Source organism: Arthrobacter sp. KNU40, assembly GCF_051515115.1.
Lineage (GTDB): Bacteria > Actinomycetota > Actinomycetes > Actinomycetales > Micrococcaceae > Arthrobacter.
Map to the genome: position 1 here is coordinate 910,941 of NZ_CP195850.1, position 22,724 is coordinate 933,664.

15 protein-coding genes and 1 riboswitch are annotated in these 22,724 nt (G+C 63.8%); of the genes, 13 read left to right on the forward strand and 2 right to left on the reverse strand.

The window, feature by feature from the left end; all coding sequences use genetic code 11:
- Positions 1-14: 14 nt before the first annotated feature.
- A riboswitch (SAM riboswitch) is annotated at positions 15-134 on the reverse strand.
- A 134-nt stretch (positions 135-268) separates the two neighbouring features.
- Positions 269-1,801 carry a sodium:solute symporter gene (locus tag ACSKT0_RS04350; protein ID WP_437772666.1) on the reverse strand — a complete coding sequence of 511 codons (1,533 nt, stop codon included), beginning with the start codon at positions 1,799-1,801 and terminating at the stop codon, positions 269-271.
- 302 nt (positions 1,802-2,103) lie between these two features.
- Here ACSKT0_RS04350 and ACSKT0_RS04355 point away from each other — a divergent pair, with 302 nt between their 5' ends.
- The 3 genes from ACSKT0_RS04355 to ACSKT0_RS04365 all read left to right on the forward strand — a co-directional run bounded on the left by ACSKT0_RS04355 (position 2,104) and on the right by ACSKT0_RS04365 (position 4,703).
- Positions 2,104-2,679, forward strand: a complete 576-nt coding sequence (locus tag ACSKT0_RS04355; protein ID WP_059388136.1) for a helix-turn-helix domain-containing protein — start codon at positions 2,104-2,106, stop codon at positions 2,677-2,679.
- Positions 2,680-2,949: 270 nt separating this feature from the next.
- Entirely contained in the window at positions 2,950-4,365 is a 1,416-nt protein-coding gene (locus tag ACSKT0_RS04360; protein ID WP_437772667.1) for an ammonium transporter, read from the forward strand.
- Entirely contained in the window at positions 4,362-4,703 is a 342-nt protein-coding gene (locus ACSKT0_RS04365) for a P-II family nitrogen regulator (protein ID WP_345447857.1), read from the forward strand. Before ACSKT0_RS04360 ends, ACSKT0_RS04365 begins: the two co-directional genes overlap by 4 nt.
- A gap of 65 nt (positions 4,704-4,768) precedes the next feature.
- Here the strand turns inward: ACSKT0_RS04365 and ACSKT0_RS04370 are convergent, their stop codons facing one another.
- A complete protein-coding gene (locus ACSKT0_RS04370; protein ID WP_437772668.1) occupies positions 4,769-6,757 on the reverse strand; it encodes an amino acid transporter in 1,989 nt (662 codons plus the stop codon).
- A gap of 282 nt (positions 6,758-7,039) precedes the next feature.
- Between ACSKT0_RS04370 and ACSKT0_RS04375 the strand changes: the two genes are divergently transcribed.
- The 10 genes from ACSKT0_RS04375 (at position 7,040) to ACSKT0_RS04420 (ending at position 22,716) form a co-directional block, all read left to right on the forward strand.
- The gene (locus ACSKT0_RS04375) at positions 7,040-9,700 is read left to right on the forward strand and encodes an exo-alpha-sialidase (protein ID WP_437772669.1); all 2,661 of its coding nucleotides are present in this window, start codon (positions 7,040-7,042) and stop codon (positions 9,698-9,700) included.
- A gap of 184 nt (positions 9,701-9,884) precedes the next feature.
- Entirely contained in the window at positions 9,885-10,949 is a 1,065-nt protein-coding gene (gene speB / locus ACSKT0_RS04380) for an agmatinase (RefSeq protein WP_437772670.1), read from the forward strand.
- Positions 10,946-12,610 carry a thiamine pyrophosphate-binding protein gene (locus tag ACSKT0_RS04385; protein ID WP_437772671.1) on the forward strand — a complete coding sequence of 555 codons (1,665 nt, stop codon included), beginning with the start codon at positions 10,946-10,948 and terminating at the stop codon, positions 12,608-12,610. The genes speB and ACSKT0_RS04385 overlap by 4 nt, the downstream gene beginning before the upstream one ends.
- 180 nt (positions 12,611-12,790) lie before the next feature.
- Positions 12,791-13,273, forward strand: coding sequence for a MarR family winged helix-turn-helix transcriptional regulator (locus ACSKT0_RS04390; protein WP_078106157.1), 483 nt, complete (start codon positions 12,791-12,793; stop codon positions 13,271-13,273).
- A gap of 11 nt (positions 13,274-13,284) precedes the next feature.
- The gene (locus ACSKT0_RS04395; RefSeq protein ID WP_437772672.1) at positions 13,285-15,324 is read left to right on the forward strand and encodes an MFS transporter; all 2,040 of its coding nucleotides are present in this window, start codon (positions 13,285-13,287) and stop codon (positions 15,322-15,324) included.
- A 246-nt stretch (positions 15,325-15,570) separates the two neighbouring features.
- A complete protein-coding gene (locus tag ACSKT0_RS04400; RefSeq protein WP_437772673.1) occupies positions 15,571-17,304 on the forward strand; it encodes an ABC transporter ATP-binding protein in 1,734 nt (577 codons plus the stop codon).
- On the forward strand, positions 17,301-19,397 hold the full coding sequence (locus ACSKT0_RS04405) for an ABC transporter ATP-binding protein (protein ID WP_437772674.1): 2,097 nt from the start codon (positions 17,301-17,303) through the stop codon (positions 19,395-19,397). The genes ACSKT0_RS04400 and ACSKT0_RS04405 overlap by 4 nt, the downstream gene beginning before the upstream one ends.
- A 26-nt stretch (positions 19,398-19,423) precedes the next feature.
- Positions 19,424-19,840: an acyl-CoA thioesterase gene (locus tag ACSKT0_RS04410; RefSeq protein WP_437772675.1), complete on the forward strand. Its 417-nt coding sequence runs from the start codon at positions 19,424-19,426 to the stop codon at positions 19,838-19,840.
- A gap of 52 nt (positions 19,841-19,892) precedes the next feature.
- A complete protein-coding gene (locus ACSKT0_RS04415; protein WP_437772676.1) occupies positions 19,893-20,633 on the forward strand; it encodes a copper homeostasis protein CutC in 741 nt (246 codons plus the stop codon).
- Between the two features lie 151 nt (positions 20,634-20,784).
- The gene (locus ACSKT0_RS04420; protein WP_437772677.1) at positions 20,785-22,716 is read left to right on the forward strand and encodes a DUF5107 domain-containing protein; all 1,932 of its coding nucleotides are present in this window, start codon (positions 20,785-20,787) and stop codon (positions 22,714-22,716) included.
- Positions 22,717-22,724: the final 8 nt, after the last annotated feature.

The following is a 22,724-nucleotide window of genomic DNA, read 5'->3' on the forward strand; positions in this document are numbered from 1 at the left end:
GGCCTTCTCCTGTGGAGTTGCTCTTGCCCGTTCGGTTGTCTCTGGTCCGAGCCGGGCCGCTTCTTCATCCGAACCACCCGCGAACATGGGGTTGGCGTGTGGCAAGTCGGAGCTTGGCACCACATCTCTTGAAGCTCTTCCTACTGTACATGGAACGGTACAATCGCGGCCCGGTATTAAGGCTCGGTAGAAATGGTTCCAAAAGGCAGCGGCGCCGCACCCTCGAGGAGAAGGTGCGGCGCCGCCGTCGTACTTGATTCTGTGAAGCTTAGTGGCTGGCCACCGGGTGGGCTTCCAAGGGGAGCTCCTCCACGGCTGCTCCGGCAACGCGGCGGTCCCAAGCTTCGCGGACCGCGGGTTCGGTTGGCGGGGTCAGCAGGGAGACCACAACGTAGACCACGAGCGAGGCGCCGAGGCCCCAGTAGATGGGATCGTTGGCGTAGACGCCGTCTTCGCTGGGGATGATTCCCGTGGCGTAGGCGATCAGCAGGCCCAGCGTCAGTACGGACCCGACCGCCATGGACCAGGCCGCGGCAATACCGGTGCCGCGCTTCCAGACCAGCCCGCCCAGGATGGCAACCAGGAGTCCACCCACGAGGATGTCGTAGGCGATGGTCAGGGCTACCACGACGTCTTGCGCCGCCATCGAGATCAGCACGGCAACGATGCCCAGGCCAAGGACCCAGTACCGGTTGGCCTTGACGTCGTGCTCGGGGTTTTCGGTGTCGTCGGTGTTGATTGTCTTGCCGAACCAGCTGGCCACGAACGGGACTACGTCGGCGCGGGCAACGGTGGCTGCGGCGATGAGGGCCCCGGAAGCGGTGGACATCATGGCCGCGACTGCCGCGGCCATGACGAGGCCGCCGATGCCGATCGGCAGGATGTGGGTGGCTACCTCGGCGTAGACAACGTCTTTGCCGAGGGCCTTGACGTCGATATTGGGCAGGGCCACGCGGGCGGCAAGGCCGATCAAAGCTCCGGCGACGCCGTACAGGACGCAGTAGATGCCGGCAGTGGCGCCGCCCCAACGGGCCACCTTGGGGGTCTTGGCGGTGAAGACGCGCTGCCAGATGTCCTGGCCGATCAGGAGGCCCAGGGTGTAGACCACGAAGTACGTGATGATGGTCTGCGCTCCGATGCCGTCCAACTGGAAGAAGCTGGCGTCAACGCGGGCACGGATGCCGTCGAAGCCGCCGGCGGCGTTGAGGACGAACGGGAGCATGAGGAAGAAGATGCCTACCGTCTTGATGATGAACTGCACCTGGTCGGCGAGGGTGATGGACCACATGCCGCCGATGGTGGAGTAGACGAGGACGATTGCGCCGCCGACGGCGATGGCAAGCCAGCGCTCCCAGCCGAAGAGGACAACGAAGATGGTGGCGTAGGCACCAGTGGACGTGGCGCACAGCATGAGTGTGTAGGCCAGCATGACGATGCCGGAGGTCTGCGTGGCTCGCTGGCCGTAGCGCAGGCTCAGCATCTGGGAGACCGTGTAGATCTTCAGTCGCTGGATGGTGCCGGCGAAAAGCAGGCTCAGGAGGAGCACGCCCGAACCGATCGCGACCACCAGCCACATGCCGGAGACACCGAACTTGTAGCCGAGACCGACGCCGCCAACCGTCGATGCGCCGCCGAGGACGACGGCGGCCATGGTGCCGGTGTAGAGCATCGGACCGAGGCGGCGTCCTGCCACCAGGAAGTCGCTGTTGTTCTTGGTGCGCGACTTGCCCCACCAGCCGAAGGCCAGCATGGCAAGCAAATACACCACCACGATCGCAATATTGATGAACGAAGAGTCCACGGTTGGCTCCTGAAAGTGATGCGCAGAGCTCTGGGGGATTCCGACGCCGGTCCGCTGGGTTCGCGCGGGGTTGCGGAAGGTCTCTGCGCTGGTGATTGGGGAGAGTAGTCTGTGATGTATGCCTCACAAACAACACTTGTTGCCTATGAGGATACGTAGTGATGCGAGTAACAGTCAAGACGCTGTCTTGCACAGCGGACTCATCGGCGGCCCTCCGGCTAGCCAAAGGCCCTGCCACGCGGGCGATCCGGCTACTATTGCTGCAATGACAGGGCCGCATAAACGGCCTGAAAGGTTCGTGAATGAAGGCTCTCCCCGTTGAACCGAGCAATGTCCCCGTTGCCATCGGTTCCAGAATCCGCGCCGCCCGCCAATCGCAGCGGCTCACCATCGAGCAGGTTGCCGACGCCACTGGCCTCACCAAAGGGTTCCTGAGCCGTGTGGAGCGTGACCTGACATCGCCGTCGGTCGCTTCCCTTGTGACGCTTTGCCAAGTTCTCTCAGTGTCCATCGGAGACCTTTTCGCCGCACCGGAGACACACCTGACCCGGCGCGACGACGGGCCGAGGATTTCGCTCGGTGGCCAGGGAATCGTGGAGCGGCTCCTGACTGCCCGATCGGAACGGAGGTTGCAGATCCTGCAGGCCTCCATCGAGCCACGCGGCCGCGGAGAAGCCGAGCTTTACGCCGTCGATTGTGACGTCGATGTCCTGCACGTCGTCAAGGGCCGGATCAAATTGATCCTCACCAACGAGGAGTACGAGCTCGAAGAAGGAGACACGCTGTCCTTCCCGGGCCGCGAGCCGCACACCTGGGTCAATCCGACGGACGAGCCCGTCGAGGTTCTCTGGATCCTGGTGCCGGCAGCCAGCCGCTGACGCTGGCGCCTTGGCCACCCGGCGTACGAGGCCGACACGCGGCGTGTAACACGCCTGAAACATGACTGACTTCCGGATTTAACCCTGGGGCCTTTGGTGTTACGTGCCTGAAATGAGCCGTGCCGAAGGCTGAAACAGGCCGACTGTACGTTCGAGTCAACGCAACTTGTCAAGGTCGGTAACCCGTGAGGTACCAGGACCTGTTCGTTTTAAAAATGGTCTCGCCGTGCGGGCGCCATGGAGCGCCGTATATGCAGGAAGGCTCCCGAAATGAACCCAGTATTCTTCAGCGTAGGGCTGGATGTGAACCCCCAGACCCTCGATCCCGGCGCAACAGCCTGGATGCTTGCAGCTTCCGCCCTCGTTCTACTCATGACGCCAGGTTTGGCGTTCTTCTACGGCGGCCTGGTCAGGATGAAGTCCGTCCTCAACATCATGATGATGAGCTTCGGTGCCATCGGCGTGGTCGCGGTGGTCTGGGCCCTGTGGGGCTACGGACTCGCGTTCGGCCCGGATACCCTGGGCGGCTTCATCGGAGATCCCTTCGCGAACTTCGGACTCAGCGGACTGGCCAGCGTCATTGGCGGGAAAGCCCCAGGGCTGCCGGACATGGTCTTCATAGGATTCCAAGCCACGTTCGCCATCATCACTGTCGCGCTGATCAGCGGCGCTGTGGCTGAACGTGTCAGGTTTGGCCCATGGCTGCTGTTTGCCGGCCTTTGGGTGACTATCGTCTACGCTCCCATCGCCCACTGGGTCTGGGGCGGCGGGCTCTTCGGTTCCACCGGGATCATCGGCAGCAAGATCTCAGCCCTCGACTTTGCCGGTGGCACCGTCGTCCACATGAATGCGGGCATGGCCGGGCTGATGCTGGCAGTCGTGCTCGGCAAACGGCTCGGATTCATGAAAGATCCCAACATCCGGCCGCACAACCTCCCCTTCGTGATGCTCGGGGCAGGCCTGCTGTGGTTCGGCTGGTTCGGCTTCAACGCCGGTTCGGAACTGGCCGCTGATGGAATCGCAGCGCTCGCCTGGACAAATACCCTCCTGGCCACAAGCGCAGCGCTCCTTGGCTGGCTGCTTGTCGAAAGGCTCCGCGACGGCCACGCGACGTCCCTCGGCGCCGCATCCGGCGCCGTCGCGGGCTTGGTGGCAGTCACCCCGGCCTGTGGATTCGTGGATCCGATTGGCGCGATCGTCATCGGCGTCATCGCCGGTGCCATCTGCGCGCTGGCCATCGGACTGAAGTTCAAGATCGGCCTGGACGATTCCTTGGACGTTGTTGCCGTCCACTTTGTCGGCGGCCTGTGGGGGACCCTGTCCCTCGGATTCTTCGCCGTACCCTCGGCAAAGACTGAGGGCGGTCTTTTCTACGGCGGCGGCCTGACCCAGTTCTGGCCCCAAATATTGACGGCGCTGGTGGTCACCGCGTGGACGGCGATCATGACGACGCTCATCGGGCTGGCCATCCACAAGACTGTGGGCATGCGCGTCAAGGAGCACGAAGAGCTGGCGGGCATCGACATCACGGAGCACGCGGAAACAGCCTACGAGTTGGCCATGGTCGGCGGATCCTTCAATCCCGGAGAACCACAGAACGGCAAAACTCCGTCGGGTTCCAGCGGTGAACCAGAAGCTAGCTCTAACGGGAAAACAGATCGGATGCGCAGCAAGGCGTCGACGTGAAACTGGTTACGGCCATCGTGAGGCCGGAGCGGATCGACGAGGTCCGGGAAGCCCTGGAACGCTTTGGAGTCAACGGGATGACCGTGAGCCAAGCGAACGGATATGGCCAACAACGGGGCTACATCGAGGTGTACCGGGGCGCGGAATACAACTCCGATCTCCTTCCCAAAATCCGGGTGGAGGTCCTGGCGACGGACGAGCTGGTGGACGGAATAGTGGACGCCATCATCTCCGGCGCCAGTACCGGCCAATTCGGGGACGGCAAGATCTGGACCATCGAGGTCTCCCAGGCGGTGCGAGTCCGGACAGGGGAGCGCGGCGCGTCTGCGATCAGCTAGGGCGATCGCCTGGAAAACACTGTGTGGGTGCCGCTCCATGAGGAGCGGCACCCACACTGCCATGTTCAGCCCACGTGCACCCAGGGCCTGCGCGTGATGTCTGGTTCGGCTTCGCGCAGCACTTCGCGGGTTACCGGGGCGATCTCGCCTTCGCCGAAGAAAAGGAACTTGCTCAGGTTGGCGATGGGGTTGCCTTCGGTCCAGCGGAAATAGATATGCGGCATGAGTCCCGTGACGTCCCGGATGTGGAGGAGCACCGCCGCGAGTGTGTTGGGCACGTTGTTGCTGTGGATCTCCAGGATCTTGAAGCCGTGCCGGACCTTGCCTTCCACGAGGAGTTCCTGCTCGAAGTCGGAGCTGTCATCCACGATGATCTCGATGAAGATCGCGTGGCTGTCTACCGGCAAGTGGTTGGCTTGCTGGGCGTGCTGCAGCTTCAATTCGTACCGGTCGGCGCTGAGCCGCTTGGGTTCGTGCGCGATGATCCGGATAGGGCCTTCCTCGTTGGAGGCCGTGAACTCAAGTGCCATCTGGTCCATCTTGATGTGCGTAGCCCGCAGCTCAAAGGACCGGCGTATGCGCGACGCGAAGCTCACCAGGACAATGCCAAGGATGAACAGGGCCGCTATCCTGATGCCGTCCGGGCGTTCCACCACATTGGCCACGGTGGTGTAGGCGAAGACGACCGCCACCGCACCGAAAGCGATGGACTTGGCCTTCTGCTTCTTCCGGCGGGCGGACAGGGTGACTGCGATCGAGGCCGAGGTCATGAGGACCAGGACGCCGGTGGCGTAGGCGCCGCCTTGGGCCTCCACGTTTGCTTCGAAGACCAACGTGATGATGAATCCAACTGCGGTGAAGACCAGGACCAGCGGGCGGACGGCTTTGGTCCATGCGGGGGCCATGCCGAAGCGCGGCAAATAGCGCGGCACGAGGTTCAGCAGGCCGGCCATGGCAGAGGCGCCCGCAAACCACAGGATGGCAATGGTGCTGATGTCATAGACCGTGCCGAAGCCGTCGCCCAGGAACTGGTGCGCAAGGAATGCGAGGGCTCGCCCGTCTGCCTTCCCTCCCGGCTGGAATTCGGCGGCCGGAATCAGGAACGTGGTGATGAAACTCGAGGCCACCAGGAAGGCACTCATGATGAGTGCCGCCGTCGTGAGCAGTTTGTGGGTGCCGCGGATGCGGCCCGCCGGATTTTCCTCCGTGTCGCTCGGGCTGCCCTTGATCTGTGGCATGACCGCGACGCCGGTCTCGAACCCTGAGAGGCCCAAGGCAAGTTTGGGGAAGACCAGGAGCGCGATGCCCACCATGATCAACGGGTTTCCGTGCTGCTGGTTCAGCGCTGCCCACCAATCGGTCACCACATGCGCCTCGGTCACCACGTGCGCCAAGCCGACCGCGACGACGACGGCGTTCAGCACTAGATAAACGCCCACCAGCACGACGGCGACGTTGATGGCCTCCTTGAATCCCCTGAGGAACACCACGCCAAGTCCGGCGATGAGCGCCAGGGTGATGGTGATTTCCTGGCCGTGGAGCCATTCCGGGGCGAAGGGGTTTTCGATGGCGTGGGCGCTGGCATCGGCGGCGGAGAGGGTCATGGTGATCATGAAGTCCGTGGCGGCGAATCCCAGCAAGGCGAGCACGAAGAGTTTGCCGCCCCAGCGGGGGAGGAGCCGCTCGAGCATCGCGATGGAGCCTTCGCCGCGTGCGCTTTCGGCGGCGACCCGGCGGTAGACCGGCAGCGCGCCGAGCAAGGTGACGGCGACCAGGACGATCGTGGCGAGCGGCGAGACGATACCGGCCGCGAGCGCCGCAATGGCGGGCTGGTAGCCGAGGGTGGAGAAGTAGTCGACGCCGGTGAGGCACATGACTTTCCACCAAGCCTGCGGCGTGTGGTCCTGGTCCGGTTTGCCGTGCGGACCTTGGCGCTTTCCGGACGTCTCTGGCATTCCGTCGAGCAGCCATCGCTTGAATTGCCCCTGTTTGATGTCGCCCGCGGGTTTGGGCCTGTCAGAGGGTTCGGCAGGTGGCCTGGTCAGCGTTGTCACATGGGTCCTTTCGCGCAGCTTGGAAGCTGCTCCAGATGGAGCGTACGGGTGGGCCGGAGATCGGATGCCCTTCTTTATGGAATCTTTACGCCGCATGTGAGGCGGGTCACTTCCAGGAAAGACGCATTCAAGCATTTGGTATGTGAGCGGCATCACGTAGCATATAGAACGTCCTATGTTGGATGTGACCAAAATACGAAAGGGCTACGCATGAATAACCCGCTACTCAGTGACAGGGTCAGGAGGCGGTCGGGATGGAGCCGGGGCAGACTTGCCGTCTCCATGGCAGCTGCCGCAGTTCTCGTGACGTCAACCGTCTTGCCCGCCTATGCCGCGTTGGATCCGTTCCCGAGTCCCAACGTTCCCTCCAGCCCTCCGGGAAACTACGCCGAGCAGGTCCTCGCTTCCAACGGTGACAACGCCATCGATCCCGTCCTGGGCAAGTACTACCGAATCGTCGCGCTCGCGGATTTGGGCGACGGAGTCCTCCTGGCTTCCTACGACGGCCGTCCCGATGGGGGCGATTCTCCTTCTGCCAACTCCATCGTCCAGCGGCGCAGCACCGACGGCGGAAAGACGTGGGGCAGTCCCACCTTCATCGCCCGGGGACAGATGGGTTCGGCGGGCGTGCAGAAATACGGTTTCAGCGACCCCAGCTACGTCGTGGATAAGGTCAGCGGGACGGTATTCAACTTCCACGTCTACTCCAAGAACCAGGGATTCGCGGGCAGCGTGCTCGGCAATGACGATTCCGACCTCAATGTGATCAGCTCGCAAGTGTCCGTCTCCACCGACCGCGGACTCACGTGGTCCACGGATCCGTCCAATCAGCCCACCCTGCCTGTTCCGTCCAGCTACCCGGCGGGTTCGGCCTACGCCGGGTTCGCGGGTCCGCTGGTCACCAGTACGGTCAAGCCAAACGGCAGCACCGTCAACGGGGTCGCCAATGTCGGCGGCGTGGTCAGCATGTTCGCCTCCTCGGGTGAGGGCATTCAGCTCAAGTACGGAGTTCATGCGGGCAGGCTCATCCAACAATTTGCCGGAACCATCGTCCAGCCCGATGGGAGCCGCCAGATCCAGGCCTACAGTGTCTACTCCGATGACCACGGCAAGTCGTGGAACATGGGTACGCCCACCGGAACAGGCATGGATGAGAACAAGACGGTGGAACTCTCCGATGGCCGCGTCATGTTGAACTCGCGGGACAGCAGCGGCGCCAACCCGCATTTCCGCAAGGTGGCATATTCCTCCGACGGCGGTGTCACGTACAGCACACCGGTTGCCGAGACGCAGCTCCCGGATCCGCGCAACAACGGCTCGATCACCCGGATGTATCCGGAGGCGGCTGCGGGATCGGCGGATGCCAGGAAGCTGCTCTTCTCCAACTCGCCCACACCCACCGCCGGCGGCGCACGCGTGGACGGCACGGTCCGCTACTCCGCCGACGACGGCAAGACGTGGGGTTCCTCGCGCGTCTTCAAGCCCGGAAGCATGTCCTACTCCACGTTGAGCGCCCTGTCGGACGGTACTTTCGGCGTCCTGTACGAAGGCGATAGCAATACCATCACCTTCGGGAAATTCGACGCTGCCTGGCTGAGCCCGGTTGCCGCCGTCGTCGTCCCCGGTGCTGCCACCGTCACGAACGGTGGCAGCACGCAACTCAGCGTGACCGTCACCAACAAGGACGGTTCGCCGCTTCCCGCTTCGACCGTCAGCCTCGACGCCTTGCAGGATTGGACGTCGACGACGGCGCAGCTCGCCTCCCTCGATCCGGGCGCCTCGGCGACTGTCGAGCTGACTGTCACGGCGCCGTCGTACGCCAAGGCGGGTTCGGTACCCCTGACCGCAAGGTTGAACGTCGGTGCGGCATCGATTACCGCACCCGTGTCGGTGACGGTGACGGGCGGTTCAGCGAGCAACGTCGTGGGAGCCTACATTTTCGGCACCCGCAATGATGCCGGAAGGGACCTGGCAACCAAGCCGTACGCCGCGGGCAGCGCGGTGCCCTACAAGTTCCGGGTGTACAGCACGGGCAATGTCACGGAATCCGTTGTCCCGCAGTCGGGCAACTTCCAGCCGTTCCTCCCGCCGGGTTCGGGCAACTGCCGGTTCAGCTCCCTTGGCGTGTGGGGCAATTACCTTTGCGGCACCCCGCAGCACACCGTGACTTCGGACGAAGTGGCGCAAGGATTCTTCGTCCCCCGCGCCGTCTGGCAGGTAACAGGCACTGGGGCTGCCACCCAGAACTACACGGTGACGGGTGACGAAGTGGACCTGCTGGTCCGCAATCCCCAGTTGAGCGGATCGGTGGTGCCCACGTTCAACGATGTGGACGGGGACGGGTTTGCCGGTCCGGGCGATACAGTGACCTTTGCCTACAGCGTGACCAACAGCGGCAATGTGGCGTTGACGGGCCTTTCGGCTGCGGCCATTGGATTGTCCAAACCAACCCTTGCCGTGGGTGAGTCGGTCAACCTCACCTCCACCTACACCGTGACCGACGCCGACATCGCGGCCAAGCAACTCCCGGCAATCACCATCCCGGTCAGTGCCAGCAATGGTGCCAAGGTTGCGTCCCTTCAATTGGCGGGGCAAACGGTCGCGCTGAAGGTCAAGCCGGCAATGCCCGGCACGCAGCCTGCCCTGGCTGCCCAGGATCTCATCGGCACGAATGCGCCGCTGGACTTGGGGCTCGGGGCGGAAAAGTACCGCACTGGACAAACCGTGACGGTCCACAACGTCGAGTATGGCAAGTGGTACTACGTCTACCTGAACAAGCGTGGATACCGTCTGGGCTGGTTCTTCCCCACGCAGCAGAACACCCTTTCCTTCGCGTTGCCCAACGATGTCAAAAACGGAATGGACAGCCTCGTTGTGCTGGACTCGGAAGGCCATCAAGTGTCATTCGGAGACTTCCAAGTGACGCCCTTCGGGAGCAAGTAACCCGCGAGGGAGCATGGAGTGACAAGCTGGGCCGGGCTCTGGGGGGAGCCCGGCCCGGTCTTGTCGTGGGGAGTTTGGTGGTTTTTGTTGTCGTAAACAAGTGATGCATATAAGGCAACTTTGAGTGTATGATTGGTGTCACAGTCACTGTCCGATCCACCTATTCACAAAGGAGTGGCGCATTTTGGAAGAGCTTCGTATTGAGGCCAACGGCAACCTTGGTCCCATTGATTCGGCCCGAATCCCGCGCTATGCCGGTGCTGCCACCTATGCCCGCTTGCCGCGACTGGACCAGGTTTCCAAGGCCGATGTCACGGTGGTCGGCGTCCCCTTCGACTCCGGCGTTTCCTACCGCCCCGGCGCGCGCTTCGGTGCCAACCATGTGCGTGAAGCCAGCCGTTTGCTGCGCCCGTACAACCCGGCCTGGGACGTCAGCCCGTTCGAGAACATCCAGGTTGCCGACGCCGGCGACATGGCCGTGAACCCGTTCAACATCAACGAGGCCATCGAGACCATCCAGCAGAACGCGCTGGACCTGACCGCCAATGGAAGCAAGCTCGTGACGCTCGGTGGTGACCACACCATCGCCCTGCCGCTGCTCCGCGCCGCTGCCGAACGCGCCGCCGAGCCCGTTGCCATGCTGCACTTCGACGCCCACCTGGACACCTGGGACACCTACTTCGGCGCCGAGTACACGCACGGCACCCCGTTCCGCCGTGCTGTCGAAGAGGGCATCCTGGACACCGAGGCCATCAGCCACGTCGGTACCCGCGGCCCGCTTTACGGCAAGAAGGACCTCGACGACGACCACCGCTTCGGCTTTGGCATCGTCACCTCGGCGGACGTCTACTACCAGGGCGTCCTCGAAACCGTGGCCAAGATACGGGACCGCATCGGGAACCGTCCGCTGTACATTTCCGTGGACATCGACGTCCTGGATCCGGCCCACGCCCCGGGAACCGGTACGCCTGAAGCCGGCGGCATCACCAGCCGCGAGCTCCTCGAAATCATCCGCGGTTTCCGTGGCCTGAACCTCGTGGGCGCAGACATCGTCGAGGTCGCTCCGGCGTATGACCACGCTGAGATCACGGGTGTCGCGGCCAGCCACGTTGCCTACGAACTCGTCACCCTCATGGCGGACAACGCAGTCGAAGGCAACCGCCACGGCGCCCCGAACGGCTACGCCGCACAGGCCCTTGGCCAGGAATCCCGGCGCCCGGCCGGTTTCGCCGCGGCGGTCACGAAGTGACGGACCAGCGCAACGGTGGGGACCTCGTCGTCGAGACCCTCGAGGCGCTCGGTGCGAAGACGGTCTTCGGGATCCCCGGCCAGCACGCCCTGGGCCTCTTCGACGCCATGGGCCGCGGCAATCTGCACTTCGTGTCCTCCCGCGTGGAGAACAACTCGGCTTTCGCCGCGGACGGGTATTCCCGTGCCACGGGCGAAGTCGGCGTGCTGTTCCTGTCCACCGGTCCGGGCGCGTTGACGTCCCTGGCCGGCTTGCAGGAAGCGTATGCGAGCGGCGTGCCTATGGTGGTCGTGGCGAGCCAGATCCCCTTGGAAGGTCTGGGGGCGCGCCGGAAAGGTATGCTCCACCAGCTCGATGACCAGAAGGCCTCGGCCGCGAACGTCACCAAGAGCCAGCGCCTCATCCAGCACGCTTCCGGGATTCCCTCGGCTATCCAGGATGCCTGGACCGAGGCCATTTCCTCGCCGCAGGGTCCGGTGTGGATCGAGATTCCGCAGAACGTGCTCCTGGACCCGATCATGGTCCCTCCGGTGGAGGACGCCCTCGCCGAAGCCGCCGATAACCCGCCGCGTGTGGAGCTGATCCGGGAAGCCGTCAAATGGCTCTCGACGGCGGAGCGTCCAGCCATCATCGCCGGCGGCGGCACGCGCCGTGGCCGGGCCGAGAAGTCGCTCCTGTCGATCGCCGAGAAACTCCGGGCCCCGGTGATTTGCACGCCCGGTGGCAACGGAGCGTTCCCGTGGACCCACGAGCTGTCCCTGCAGTCCTGGATCGAAGACCGCCACATGACGGACGTCCTCGAGGATGCCGACGTGCTGATCGTCATTGGTTCCTCCCTGGGCGAGGTGACGTCCAATTACTTCACCTTCGAGCCGCGCGGTCGCATCATCCAGATCGACGCCGAACCGAGGGTCCTGGAGTCCAACCGGCCCGGCCTGGGCATCCGTGCCGACGCCGGCCAGGCCCTTGCCGCGCTCGACTCTGCCTTGGATGAGGCCTTGTCTGCGACGGCGGCGGTACCGGACTGGCACGGCACCACGCCCGAAGACCTCGTCAAGGAGTCCCTCGCGAAGGTCAAGGCTCGCCTTGAAGAGCAGGACCTCGGCAAGGAACTGAAGTTCATGGCCGATATCCGCGAAGCCGTTCCGGCGGACATGCAGACCTTCTGGGACATGACGATCTCCGCGTACTGGGGATGGAGCTGCTGGGATTCCCGCGAGGGCCAGTTCCACTCGGCCCAGGGCGCCGGCGGCCTCGGCTATGGCTTCCCGGCGGCTATCGGCGGTGCCGTGGGACTGGAAACGGTGGGCAAACCGAGTCGCGTGCTGGCCGTCTCAGGTGATGGATCCTCCATGTATTCGATTTCCGAGCTGGCCACCGCCAAACAGCACAACGTCCCGGTCACGTGGCTGATCGTGGACGACGGCGGCTACGGCATCCTGCGTGAATACATGGTGGGTGCCTTCGGCAAGGCCACGGCAACCGAGCTCGCCCGCCCGGACTTCGTCAAGCTCGCCGAGGCCTTCGGTGTCCCCGCCCGCAGGGTGGACCCGGACGACGTCGGGGACGCGCTCAAGGAAAGCTTCGCCGCGGACGGCCCCAACGTCGTCGTGGTTGAAACCCTCCTGAAGATGTTCGGCCCCACGCACCTGGGCGACTGACACTCCGGACCCTCCAAACCCCCAGCGCGAGCTGGCAGATAATGACCCCTTTTTCGAAAGATAAGGGCATTACCTGCCAGTTCGCGCTTGGTGTTTAACGCACCTCACACATCATTAGTTTCCCAAAGCAATCAGTTTGGCGTATAGTTGCTTTAGGCAAACAAAAGTGAGGTGTCTTCCATGGCTGTCGCATCGAGCACAGCAACCGAACTCGTCCATCAGATTTTCGATCTGCAGCGGGTGTTGCGTTGCATCGTGACCGCGAACATCGCGAAAGATGCCGACGTCGGGTTCGCCCTGCAGGGTGTCATGCGCTTCATCGGCGAGGGGGAGTCCCGGGCCACGAAGCTCGCATCCCGACTCGGCGTCAGCCCCCCGGTGCTCAGCAGGCACATCGCCGAACTGGAGGAACTCGGTTTGGTGGTCCGGCGGCCCGATCCCGCCGACGGGCGCGCACAATTGGTGGCCCTGTCCGAATCCGGGATTGAGAAGGTCCGGGACTTCGAAGAACAGCGCAGCCTCAACTTACGGGCCTACCTCGCCGAGTGGAGCGAGGAAGACGCCCTGGAGGCAGGGCAGGTCCTGGAGAAATTGACCACATCACTCAACCACTCAGTCCGGGCAACGGCGGCCGGCTCCCACCACTCGAACCACACAGCTTAGGAGCAGCAGCAATGGCAACCCGAATACAAGAACGTTCGACGGCGGTGCCGGCGTCATCAGCGCCCATGACGCACCGCCAGATCATGGAAGCCTTGACGGGCCTCCTCGCGGCATTCTTCACCGCTATCCTGAGCAGCACCATCGTGGCCAACGCGCTGCCGACCATCATGTCCGATCTCCACGGCACGCAAACGGACTTCGCGTGGGTCATCACCGCCGCACTGCTGGCCAACGCCGCCACCACGCCCATCTGGGGCAAGCTCGCCGACCTCTTCGACAAGAAGCTCCTGGTCCAGCTGAGCATCGTGATCTTCGTGGCCGGCTCCGTCATGGCCGGGTTCTCAATGAGCATTCCCTTCCTGCTGACCGCCCGCGTCATCCAGGGCATCGCCTTGGGCGGCCTCACCGCACTGGCCCAAGCGATCATCGGCACCATGATTCCGCCGCGTGACCGTGGCAAGTATTCGGGCTACATGGGCGCAGTCATGGCGGTCGGTACCGCAGGCGGCCCGCTCCTCGGCGGCTTCATCGTTGACAGCCCGCTCGGCTGGCGCTGGACGTTTTTCGTCTGCGTGCCGCTCGCCGTCGTCGCGCTCATCCTGCTCCAGGTGACCCTCAAGATCCAGCACATCAAGCGCCCGGCCAAGATCGACTGGCTCGGCTCCATCCTGCTGACCTCGGGCGTCAGCCTGCTCCTGATCTGGGTTTCCTTCGCCGGCAACCCGGACTACTACGACTGGATCTCCTGGCAGTCCGCCCTCATGGTTGGCGGCGGCGTACTTCTGCTGGCACTGCTGGTACTGGTCGAATCGAAGGTGGCCCAGCCCATCATCCCGCTGAAGATCATCTCCCAGCGCACCACCGCTTTGGCGATCCTGGCCTCCGTGGCCGTCGGTATCGCGATGTTCAGCTCCTCCACGTTCCTTGGCCAGTACTTCCAGGTAGCCCGCGGCGCCACTCCCACCGAGGCCGGCCTCCTGACGCTTCCCATGATTGCGGGCAACCTCTTGGGTTCGGTGGCATCCGGCCAGCTCATCAGCCGCTTCGGCAAATGGAAGCGTTTCCTCCTGGCAGGCACCGTGTTGCTGGCCGGCGGCCTTGCCTTCACCGGCACCATCGACCACACCACTGAGCTGTGGATCACCTGCTGCTACACCGCCATCTTCGGCCTGGGCCTTGGCTTGCTCATGCAGAACCTGGTCCTCGCGGTCCAGAACACCGTCCGCGCCCAGGACATCGGCACGGCCAGCGCGTCTGTGGCATTCTTCCGCTCCGTCGGCGGTGCGATCGGCGTTTCGGTGCTCGGCGCCATCATGGCGACCCACGTCAAGGACCTTGCGACCCAAGGCCTCGCTGCGGCACACATCCCGGTCAGCGGCGGCTCCAGCAACGCGAGCATGGACCTGACGGACTTGCCCGCCCCGATCCGCAACATCATGCGTGCAGCCTATGGCGACGCGACCGCCCAGATCTTCCTGATCTCCGCAGTCATTGCCCTGGTCGCGTTCATCGCCGTGCTGTTCATCAAGGAAGTTCCGCTGCGGAAGACCGTGGACGCGACGCCAGCGAAGGAACTGCTGGCAAACGCCTCCGGCGAGGCCGCCATGACGCTGGACACCTCCGCGCTGCCGGTTATCGAATCCGCTGAATTTGCCCAAGCGACCGACGACGGCGGCACCCCCTTGGGGGTCAGCCGCGCCCGTGCGGCGGCCGAGAAGGAGCACGATGACCTGGACCTTGAGTTTGCCCGGATCCTGACGCAGGAACGGCCTGATCCTGCCGCGGGACTGCGCGAGGTCCAGGACCAGCTTGCCCGCACCCAACGGCTGCTGGCCGAACAACAGCTTCAGCTGAGCAAGGCGCAGCGCGAGCTCCAGGTGCGCGTGCAAGAACAACTTGCCACCGCCGTCGAGCAGTCCCGGATCGCCGAGGAGTTGTCCGCGCTGCGCAAGGAACTCAAGCGTGAACGCCGTCGCCAGGAAAGGGCTGCCTTGCTGCTCCTTGCCGGCGACGCCTCGAGGGCAGGGGAAACCGGGCGGCACGCGGGCTAAGCGCCGGCGGGCAGCCGCCCCGGAATGTGTGGCGGGAGCCGCTGCAGCGAGTTTGGAAGCGCTGCGGCGGCTCAGCTACGCCGCAAGGATGATATTCGGCTATCGATATTTCGCTGAGGCAACGGATTTCGTAGAGTTGAGGGACTAATACTGTCAGCGCCTGCTGCTATCCATGTATTTAGTCATTCGCAGTATTAAGTCATTCGCACTAATTCATTCGCGCACTCTCATTAAGGATCCGTGGGCATGCTTGTCACCCTGATACGGCGCTACTCCAAGCCGTATTTGCCGCAGATACTGGCCGTCATCATCTTCCAGTTGGCGTCTACCATTGCCACCCTTTACCTTCCAAGCCTCAACGCAAAAATCATCGATGAAGGGGTATCCCGGGGGGATACCAACTACATCTGGCAAACCGGAGCCCTGATGCTCGCGGTCGCGCTCGGCCAGGTCATTGCAGCCATCGCGGGGGTCTACTTCGGCTCCCGCGTGGCCATGGCCATGGGCCGCGACCTGCGCAGGGACGTCTTCCGCAAGGTCAGCAGCTTCTCGGCCAAGGACGTCAACAGCTTCGGCGCACCCACGTTGATCACCCGCGGCACCAATGACGTCCAGCAAGTCCAGATGCTCATGCTGATGGGCCTGAACTTCATGGTTTCCACGCCCATCATGTGCGTTGGCGGCATCATCATGGCCCTGCGTGAAGACCTCAGCCTCTCGTGGCTCGTCTGGGTCTCGGTGCCGGTCCTCGTGGCCGTGGTCGGTTACCTCGTGGTCAGGCTCATGCCGCTCTTCCGCTCCATGCAGAAGAAGATCGACGTCATCAACGGCGTCTTGCGCGAACAGATCATCGGTATCCGCGTGGTCCGTGCCTTCGTTCGTGAACCGTACGAGGCCAAGCGCTTCGGCGACGCCAACAAGGACCTCACCCTGGTTTCAGTCAAGATCGGCAACCTGTTTGTCTTGATGTTCCCGGCCATCGGAATGATCCTGCACCTTTCCACGGCGGCAGTGCTGTGGTTCGGCGGCCAAAGGGTGGATGCGGGCAACATGCAGGTGGGTTCCCTGACGGCCTTCCTGCAGTACCTCCTGCAGATCCTCATGGCGGTCATGATGGGTACCTTCATGGCCATGATGATCCCGCGCGCCTCCGTGTGCGCGGACCGCATCGGCGAGGTCCTCGACGTCGAGCCCTCCATCCACGATCCGAAGGCGCCCGTAGCGCCCGCGGAAAAGAAGGGGCGCGTCGAATTCCGCGACGTCACGTTCAAATACCCCGGCGCTGAAGCTCCCGTGTTGAGCAACATTTCCTTCACCGCGGAGCCAGGACAGACCCTCGCCATCATCGGCTCCACCGGCGCCGGCAAAACCACCTTGGTGTCGCTGCTTCCGCGCCTGTACGACGTCGCGTCCGGCGATGTATTGCTCGACGGCGTCCCGGTCACCAGCCTGGACCGGGACGAAATCACCAGCCGTGTGGCCACCGTGCCGCAGAAGCCGTACTTGTTCTCCGGAACCATCGAGCACAACCTGCGCTTCGGCAAGACCGACGCGACGGACCAGGAACTCTGGGACGCGCTGGAAACCGCCCAGGCCAAGGACTTCGTCATGGAAAAGTCCTCGGGCCTCAACCGTCGGGTGGCCCAGGGCGGCACCAACGTTTCCGGTGGCCAGAGGCAGCGCCTCTGCATCGCCCGGGCCTTGGTGACGCAGCCCAAGGTCTACCTCTTTGACGACTCCTTCTCGGCCTTGGACGTGGCCACGGACGCCCGCCTTCGCCGGGCGCTGAAGGAAAAGACGCAGGATGCCACGGTCATCATCGTGGCCCAGCGCGTCTCAACCATTGCGGACGCAGACCAGATCCTGGTCCTGGACAACGGCAGGATCGTTGACCGTGGCACCCATGAAGAACTCCTGGACACGTCACCCACGTACCAGGAGATCGTCGAATCCCAGCTGAGCGCGGAGGAAGTGGCATGAGCGAACAGAATCAGCAAAAGCGCGGCTGGGCCGCGAAGGCCGAAGCAGCGAAGGCTGCCCGCGATGCTGCGGAAGCAAAGGATGCAGCCGCGGCCGGTGCCGTAACAGCCGTGGAAGATGACGACATCGAGGAAACCGAATACACCCCGGGCGAAGCCGACGGCGGCATGTTCGGCAACCTGCCGGCCAAGAAAGCCAAGGCGTTCGGACCGTCGGCCAAGCGGCTCCTCGGGCTACTCAAGCCGGAGGCCGCCGGAGTCGTCCTCGTCATCGGCCTCGTCGTGGTCTCCGTCGTCTTGAACGTCATCGCCCCGAAGATCCTCGGCAGCGCCATGGACGTCATCTTCGGCGGTGTCATGGGCAAGCAATTGCCTCCCGGAGTGAGCCAAGCGGCCTTTGCCGAAGGACTCCGCCAGGCCGGCCAGAACAACTTCGCGGACATGGTCTCCAAGATGGAGCTCACCAATGGGATCAACTTCTCCAAGCTCACCTTCCTGATCTCGATCGTGCTCTTGATGTACTTCGTGGCCAACATCTTCCTGTGGGCCCAGGGCTACATCCTGAACAAGATCGTCATGAAGGTCATCAACCGGCTCCGCAACGATGTCCAGGCCAAGCTCAACCGCCTGCCCCTGAACTACTTCGACACCCGGCAGCGCGGCGACATCCTCTCCCGCGTGACCAACGACGTCGACAACGTCCAGCAAGGGCTGCAGCAGGCGTTCGCGCAGCTGGTCAGCTCGGTGCTGACGGTCTTCGGCATCACCATCATGATGTTCATCGTGTCCTGGCAGCTCGCCCTGATCGCGCTGGTTGCCTTGCCGCTCTCCGGCGTCCTTGCCGGCGTGATCGGCTCGCGCAGCCAGAAGCTCTTCGCCGCCCAGTGGAAGAACACCGGCTCGCTCAACGGCCAGATCGAGGAATCGTTCTCCGGCCACGAGCTCGTCAAGGTCTTCGGGCGTGACGCGGACATGCTGGAGCGATTCGACGAACGCAACGAAGCCCTGTACAAGGCCTCTTTCGGGGCACAGTTTGTTTCCGGCATCATCTTCCCGGCCATGAACTTCGTCTCCTACCTCAGCTACGTGGGCATCGCCGTCGTCGGTGGTTTGCGGGTTGCTTCCGGTTCCATGAGCCTTGGCGACGCCACGGCGTTCATCCAGTACTCGCGTGAATTCACCCAGCCGCTCGGCCAGATCGCGGGCATGGCCAACATGCTCCAGTCCGGTGTGGCTTCGGCTGAGCGCGTTTTCGAGTTCCTGGATGCCGATGAGGAAATGCCGGAGAACGCGGCCCGTCACCTGCCCCCGCGCACGGACGGCCACGTCGAGTTCGAGAACGTGTCCTTCAGCTACGTTGCCGACAAGCCGCTCATCGAGAACCTTTCCCTGAGCGCAGAGCCTGGACACACCGTGGCGATTGTCGGACCCACGGGCGCGGGCAAGACCACCTTGGTCAACCTCGTCATGCGGTTCTACGAGCTCAATTCGGGGCGAATCACCCTGGACGGCGTGGACATCAAGGAGCTGAGCCGTTCCGAGCTTCGTTCCAAGGTGGGAATGGTGCTCCAGGACGCCTGGCTGTTCGGCGGCACCATTTACGACAACATCAAGTACGGCAACCTCGAAGCCACCGAGGAACAGATCATGGAGGCGGCCAAGGCCACGTACGTGGACCGCTTCGTGCGTGCCCTGCCGGAAGGCTACCAGACCATCATCGACGAGGAAGGCAACAACGTCAGCGCGGGCGAGAAGCAGCTCATCACCATCGCGCGGGCCTTCGTTTCCGATCCCTCGCTGTTGATCCTCGACGAGGCCACAAGCTCCGTTGACACCCGTACCGAGCTGCTGTTGCAGAAGGCCATGGCTGCCCTCCGCACGGATCGCACCAGCTTTGTCATTGCCCACCGTTTGTCCACCATCCGCGACGCCGACACCATCCTGGTGATGGAAAACGGCAGCATCGTGGAGCAGGGCAACCACAACCAACTGCTCGCATTGCAGGGCGCTTACTACCGCCTCTACATGTCGCAGTTTGCCGGTGAGGATGCCGGGGAAGCAGTTGTGGATGACTCGACGGCGGTGCACAGCTGAGCCAGCGAATTACGGTACAAGTGCCGATGCGTTGGGGAGACATGGACGCGTACGGGCACATCAACAACGTCCAGATCGTGCGCATGCTCGAAGAGGCCCGCATCGCGGCTTTCGGTCCGCCCCGCGGTGCCGGACTCCCCGGAGTGGAAGCGCCGGTCTCCGTCTTCGACTCGGTTGAAGACGGGGTCATGACCCTCGTGGTGGAGCACAAGGTCCGGTACGTCCGGACCTTGGAATACCGGAACATACCGGCAGTGGTTGAGATCTGGGTCGGCGCCGTGAAGGGGGCAAGTTTTGACCTTCACTACGTCATCAAGGATCCCGTGACCGGCCAGGACTGCGTCAACGCGACTACCCATCTGGCGTTCGTCGATGAGTCCACGGGCCGTGTCCGCAGGCTCACTCCCGAGCAGAAGGAGCAGTTGGCGCCCTATCGGGCCTAGCTGAAGCGATAAAGCAGCGCCCTGTGCATCCCGGTGGCCGTAGAGTTTCCCCATGAAACTCGAGATCGTCGCCGTCGGTGCCCAGGGCGCTGCCGTTGCCGCTGAAGAAGGCGCGGACCGGATCGAACTTTGCAGCGCCTTGGAGCTCGGGGGACTGACCCCGAGCCAAGGGCTGATGGAAGCCGCGCAGGAGGCTGCCGGTGGGCGGCTGGAGATCCACTCGTTGATCCGTAGCCGGCCGGGAGATTTCCTGTATTCCGGCGCGGATTTGGACACCATGTACCGCGAGATCCGGTTCTTGCTCACCCAAGGGGCTCACGGAGTGGTGATCGGAGTCCTCACGGCCGCCGGTGATATCGACGTCCAAGCCACGCGAAAGCTCGTCGCCACCGCCTTGGAGACCAACCCCGACGCCCAATTGACCTTCCACCGGGCCATCGACCAAACCCCGGACCCGGCGGCCGCCGTCGAGCAGCTCGTAGACCTTGGGTTCACGCGGGTGCTCAGCTCTGGCGGCGCCGCGACGGTGGGGGCGGGGATCGCGACCCTCGAGCGTATGGTCCAGCGGGCAGCGGGCCGGCTTGAAGTCATGGCAGGCGGCGGACTCGCCCTGGACGATATCCCTGCCCTGCACGCCGCAGGACTAAGCGCGGTCCACTTGTCAGCCAAGGCCACGGTTTCGACGTGGAAGAACCGTGGGGACTCCTTCGGTACACCCGGAGATTCGGACCCGACGGCGTACATGGTCACCAACCGGGACCTGGTAAGGGCCGCCCGCGCCGCCTCCCGCTGACGCCCCCAACTGACTCGCAGTTGTTGTCGTTTTGGGCGCTCAAAACGACAACAACTGCGAGCCAGTTGGGTGGGTCCCTTTACACACCGGTGACTTGGGTCAAAGATGGGTGAAGCATTGCGATCGAAAATAGCCTCCAGGAGTCACAAAGATGCAAAACCTGAGCTTCTCCACCAACACCCTGAACATGGCGGAGCTAGGCCCCAATAGCCCGTTGCCCGTAGTCACGGCTGAACTGGACCTGCCATACAGAATCGGCGACGGCGTCCCGGAGGAGCTGCAGGCCGCGGCCCGCTACGGGCAAGTGCCGAACATGTTCCCGTACCTGATGCAGGACGGCTACTCGCGCGAGCGGACCGCCCACGAGGTGCCTGCCGTCGTGCTTGAGAACAGCAAACTGCGCGCCGTTGTCCTTCCCACCTTGGGCGGCCGGCTGTGGGAGCTCTTCGACAAAGGGTCGGGGAAGCAACTCCTCCACACCCACGGGACCCTGCAATTCGCCAACATCGCCCTGCGCAAGGCCTGGTTCGCCGGCGGGCTCGAATGGAACATCGGCACCCGCGGGCACTCGCCCACCACATGCGATCCGGTGCACACTGCTATCGTCAAGACTCCCGAAGGCCACGACGTCCTGCGCATGTGGGAGTTCGAACGCCTCCGCGAGGTGGTTTTCCAAGTGGACATGTGGCTTCCGGAGGACTCGGACGTCCTCCTCACGGCGGTCCGGATCCGGAACCCCCATGACCACGAGGTACCCATGTACTGGTGGAGCAACGCAGCCGTTCCCGAGACGGCGGAAACGCGCGTGATCGCGCCCGCCACGGAGGCTTTCGGCAGCGATTACACCACCGACATCGCCCGCGTCCGGCCCACTGAACACCAAGGCACGGATGCCACCTGGCTGGTCAACAGCCCGCACGCGGCGGATTTCTTCTTCGACATCCAGCCGGGCCATCGGCACTGGATCGCCGCAGTAGACCACGACGGCGATGGCCTGGCCATGCTGTCCACGAGCCTCCTTCGGGGGAAGAAGCTGTTCGTCTGGGGCCAGGGTGACGGCGGGAAACGCTGGCAGGAATGGCTCAGCCCCGGGGCCGGCCCCTACGCAGAGATCCAGGCCGGGCTCGCGCAGACCCAGTTCGAGCATCTGGCCATGCCTGCCGGCGCCGAGTGGAGTTGGGTGGAGGCCTACGGCAACGCGAAGCTGGATCCCGCAACCTCCCACGGCCAGGATTGGGACGCAGCCGTGACCCACGCCAGCGTCCGGCTCGAAGAGCTCGTCCCGGACGAGGAGCTCGAAGTCGCCCTCGCCGAAGCCGCACGGAACTATGCCCTGCCTCCGGACGAGATGCTGGTGCGCGGCAGCGCTTGGGGTGCTTTGGAGAGTGCCCGACGGCGACACTCCGGCCGCGCGTGGCTGGACGAAATCGGCACTCCCTTCGCCGACGATGCAACCCCTGAGGCGATCGAGGAAACGGGCCCGTGGCACAGCCTGCTGGATGGGGCAAGCTTCCTGGGCGCCGGGACCTTCGTGGCTGGAGCCGATTGGGAAGAACTGCTGGCAAAGGATGGTGGAGCGGAAGCGCAGTTCCACCTGGCCACGATGAAGCACGCCCGCCAGGACCTCGCCGGTGCGATCGCCGGATACGGCGCCGCGCTGGTTGCCGAGGACCTCTCGCCCCGTTCCAAGGTCCTCGCCACACGGGGCCACGCCCTTGCGCTGCTTGCCACCGACAAGACTGACGGGGGCCTGGCAGAGCTTGCCGCGGCGAGCCGGTTGGAGCCCTCCAACCTCCCCTTGCTCAGCGAGGCCATGACCCTCAGCATCCGGCATGGGAACCCCGCCCAAGCACTCGCCCTGGCGAGCGAGGCACCTGCCGGAATGTCCGACGTCGGGCGCATCCGTTTCCTGACGGCGCTCGCCCTCGCGGGCGTCGGCAAAGGCCAGGAGGCCGCACGGATGTTGCGGGACGGCGTCGAGATACCAGACATCCGGGAAGGCGAGGACGGGATCGCCGAGCTGTGGCAGGAAGTGTGCCCGGAGGAGCCGGTGCCAGCCAATTACCGCTTCGGAATGCACTGACCTCCGGG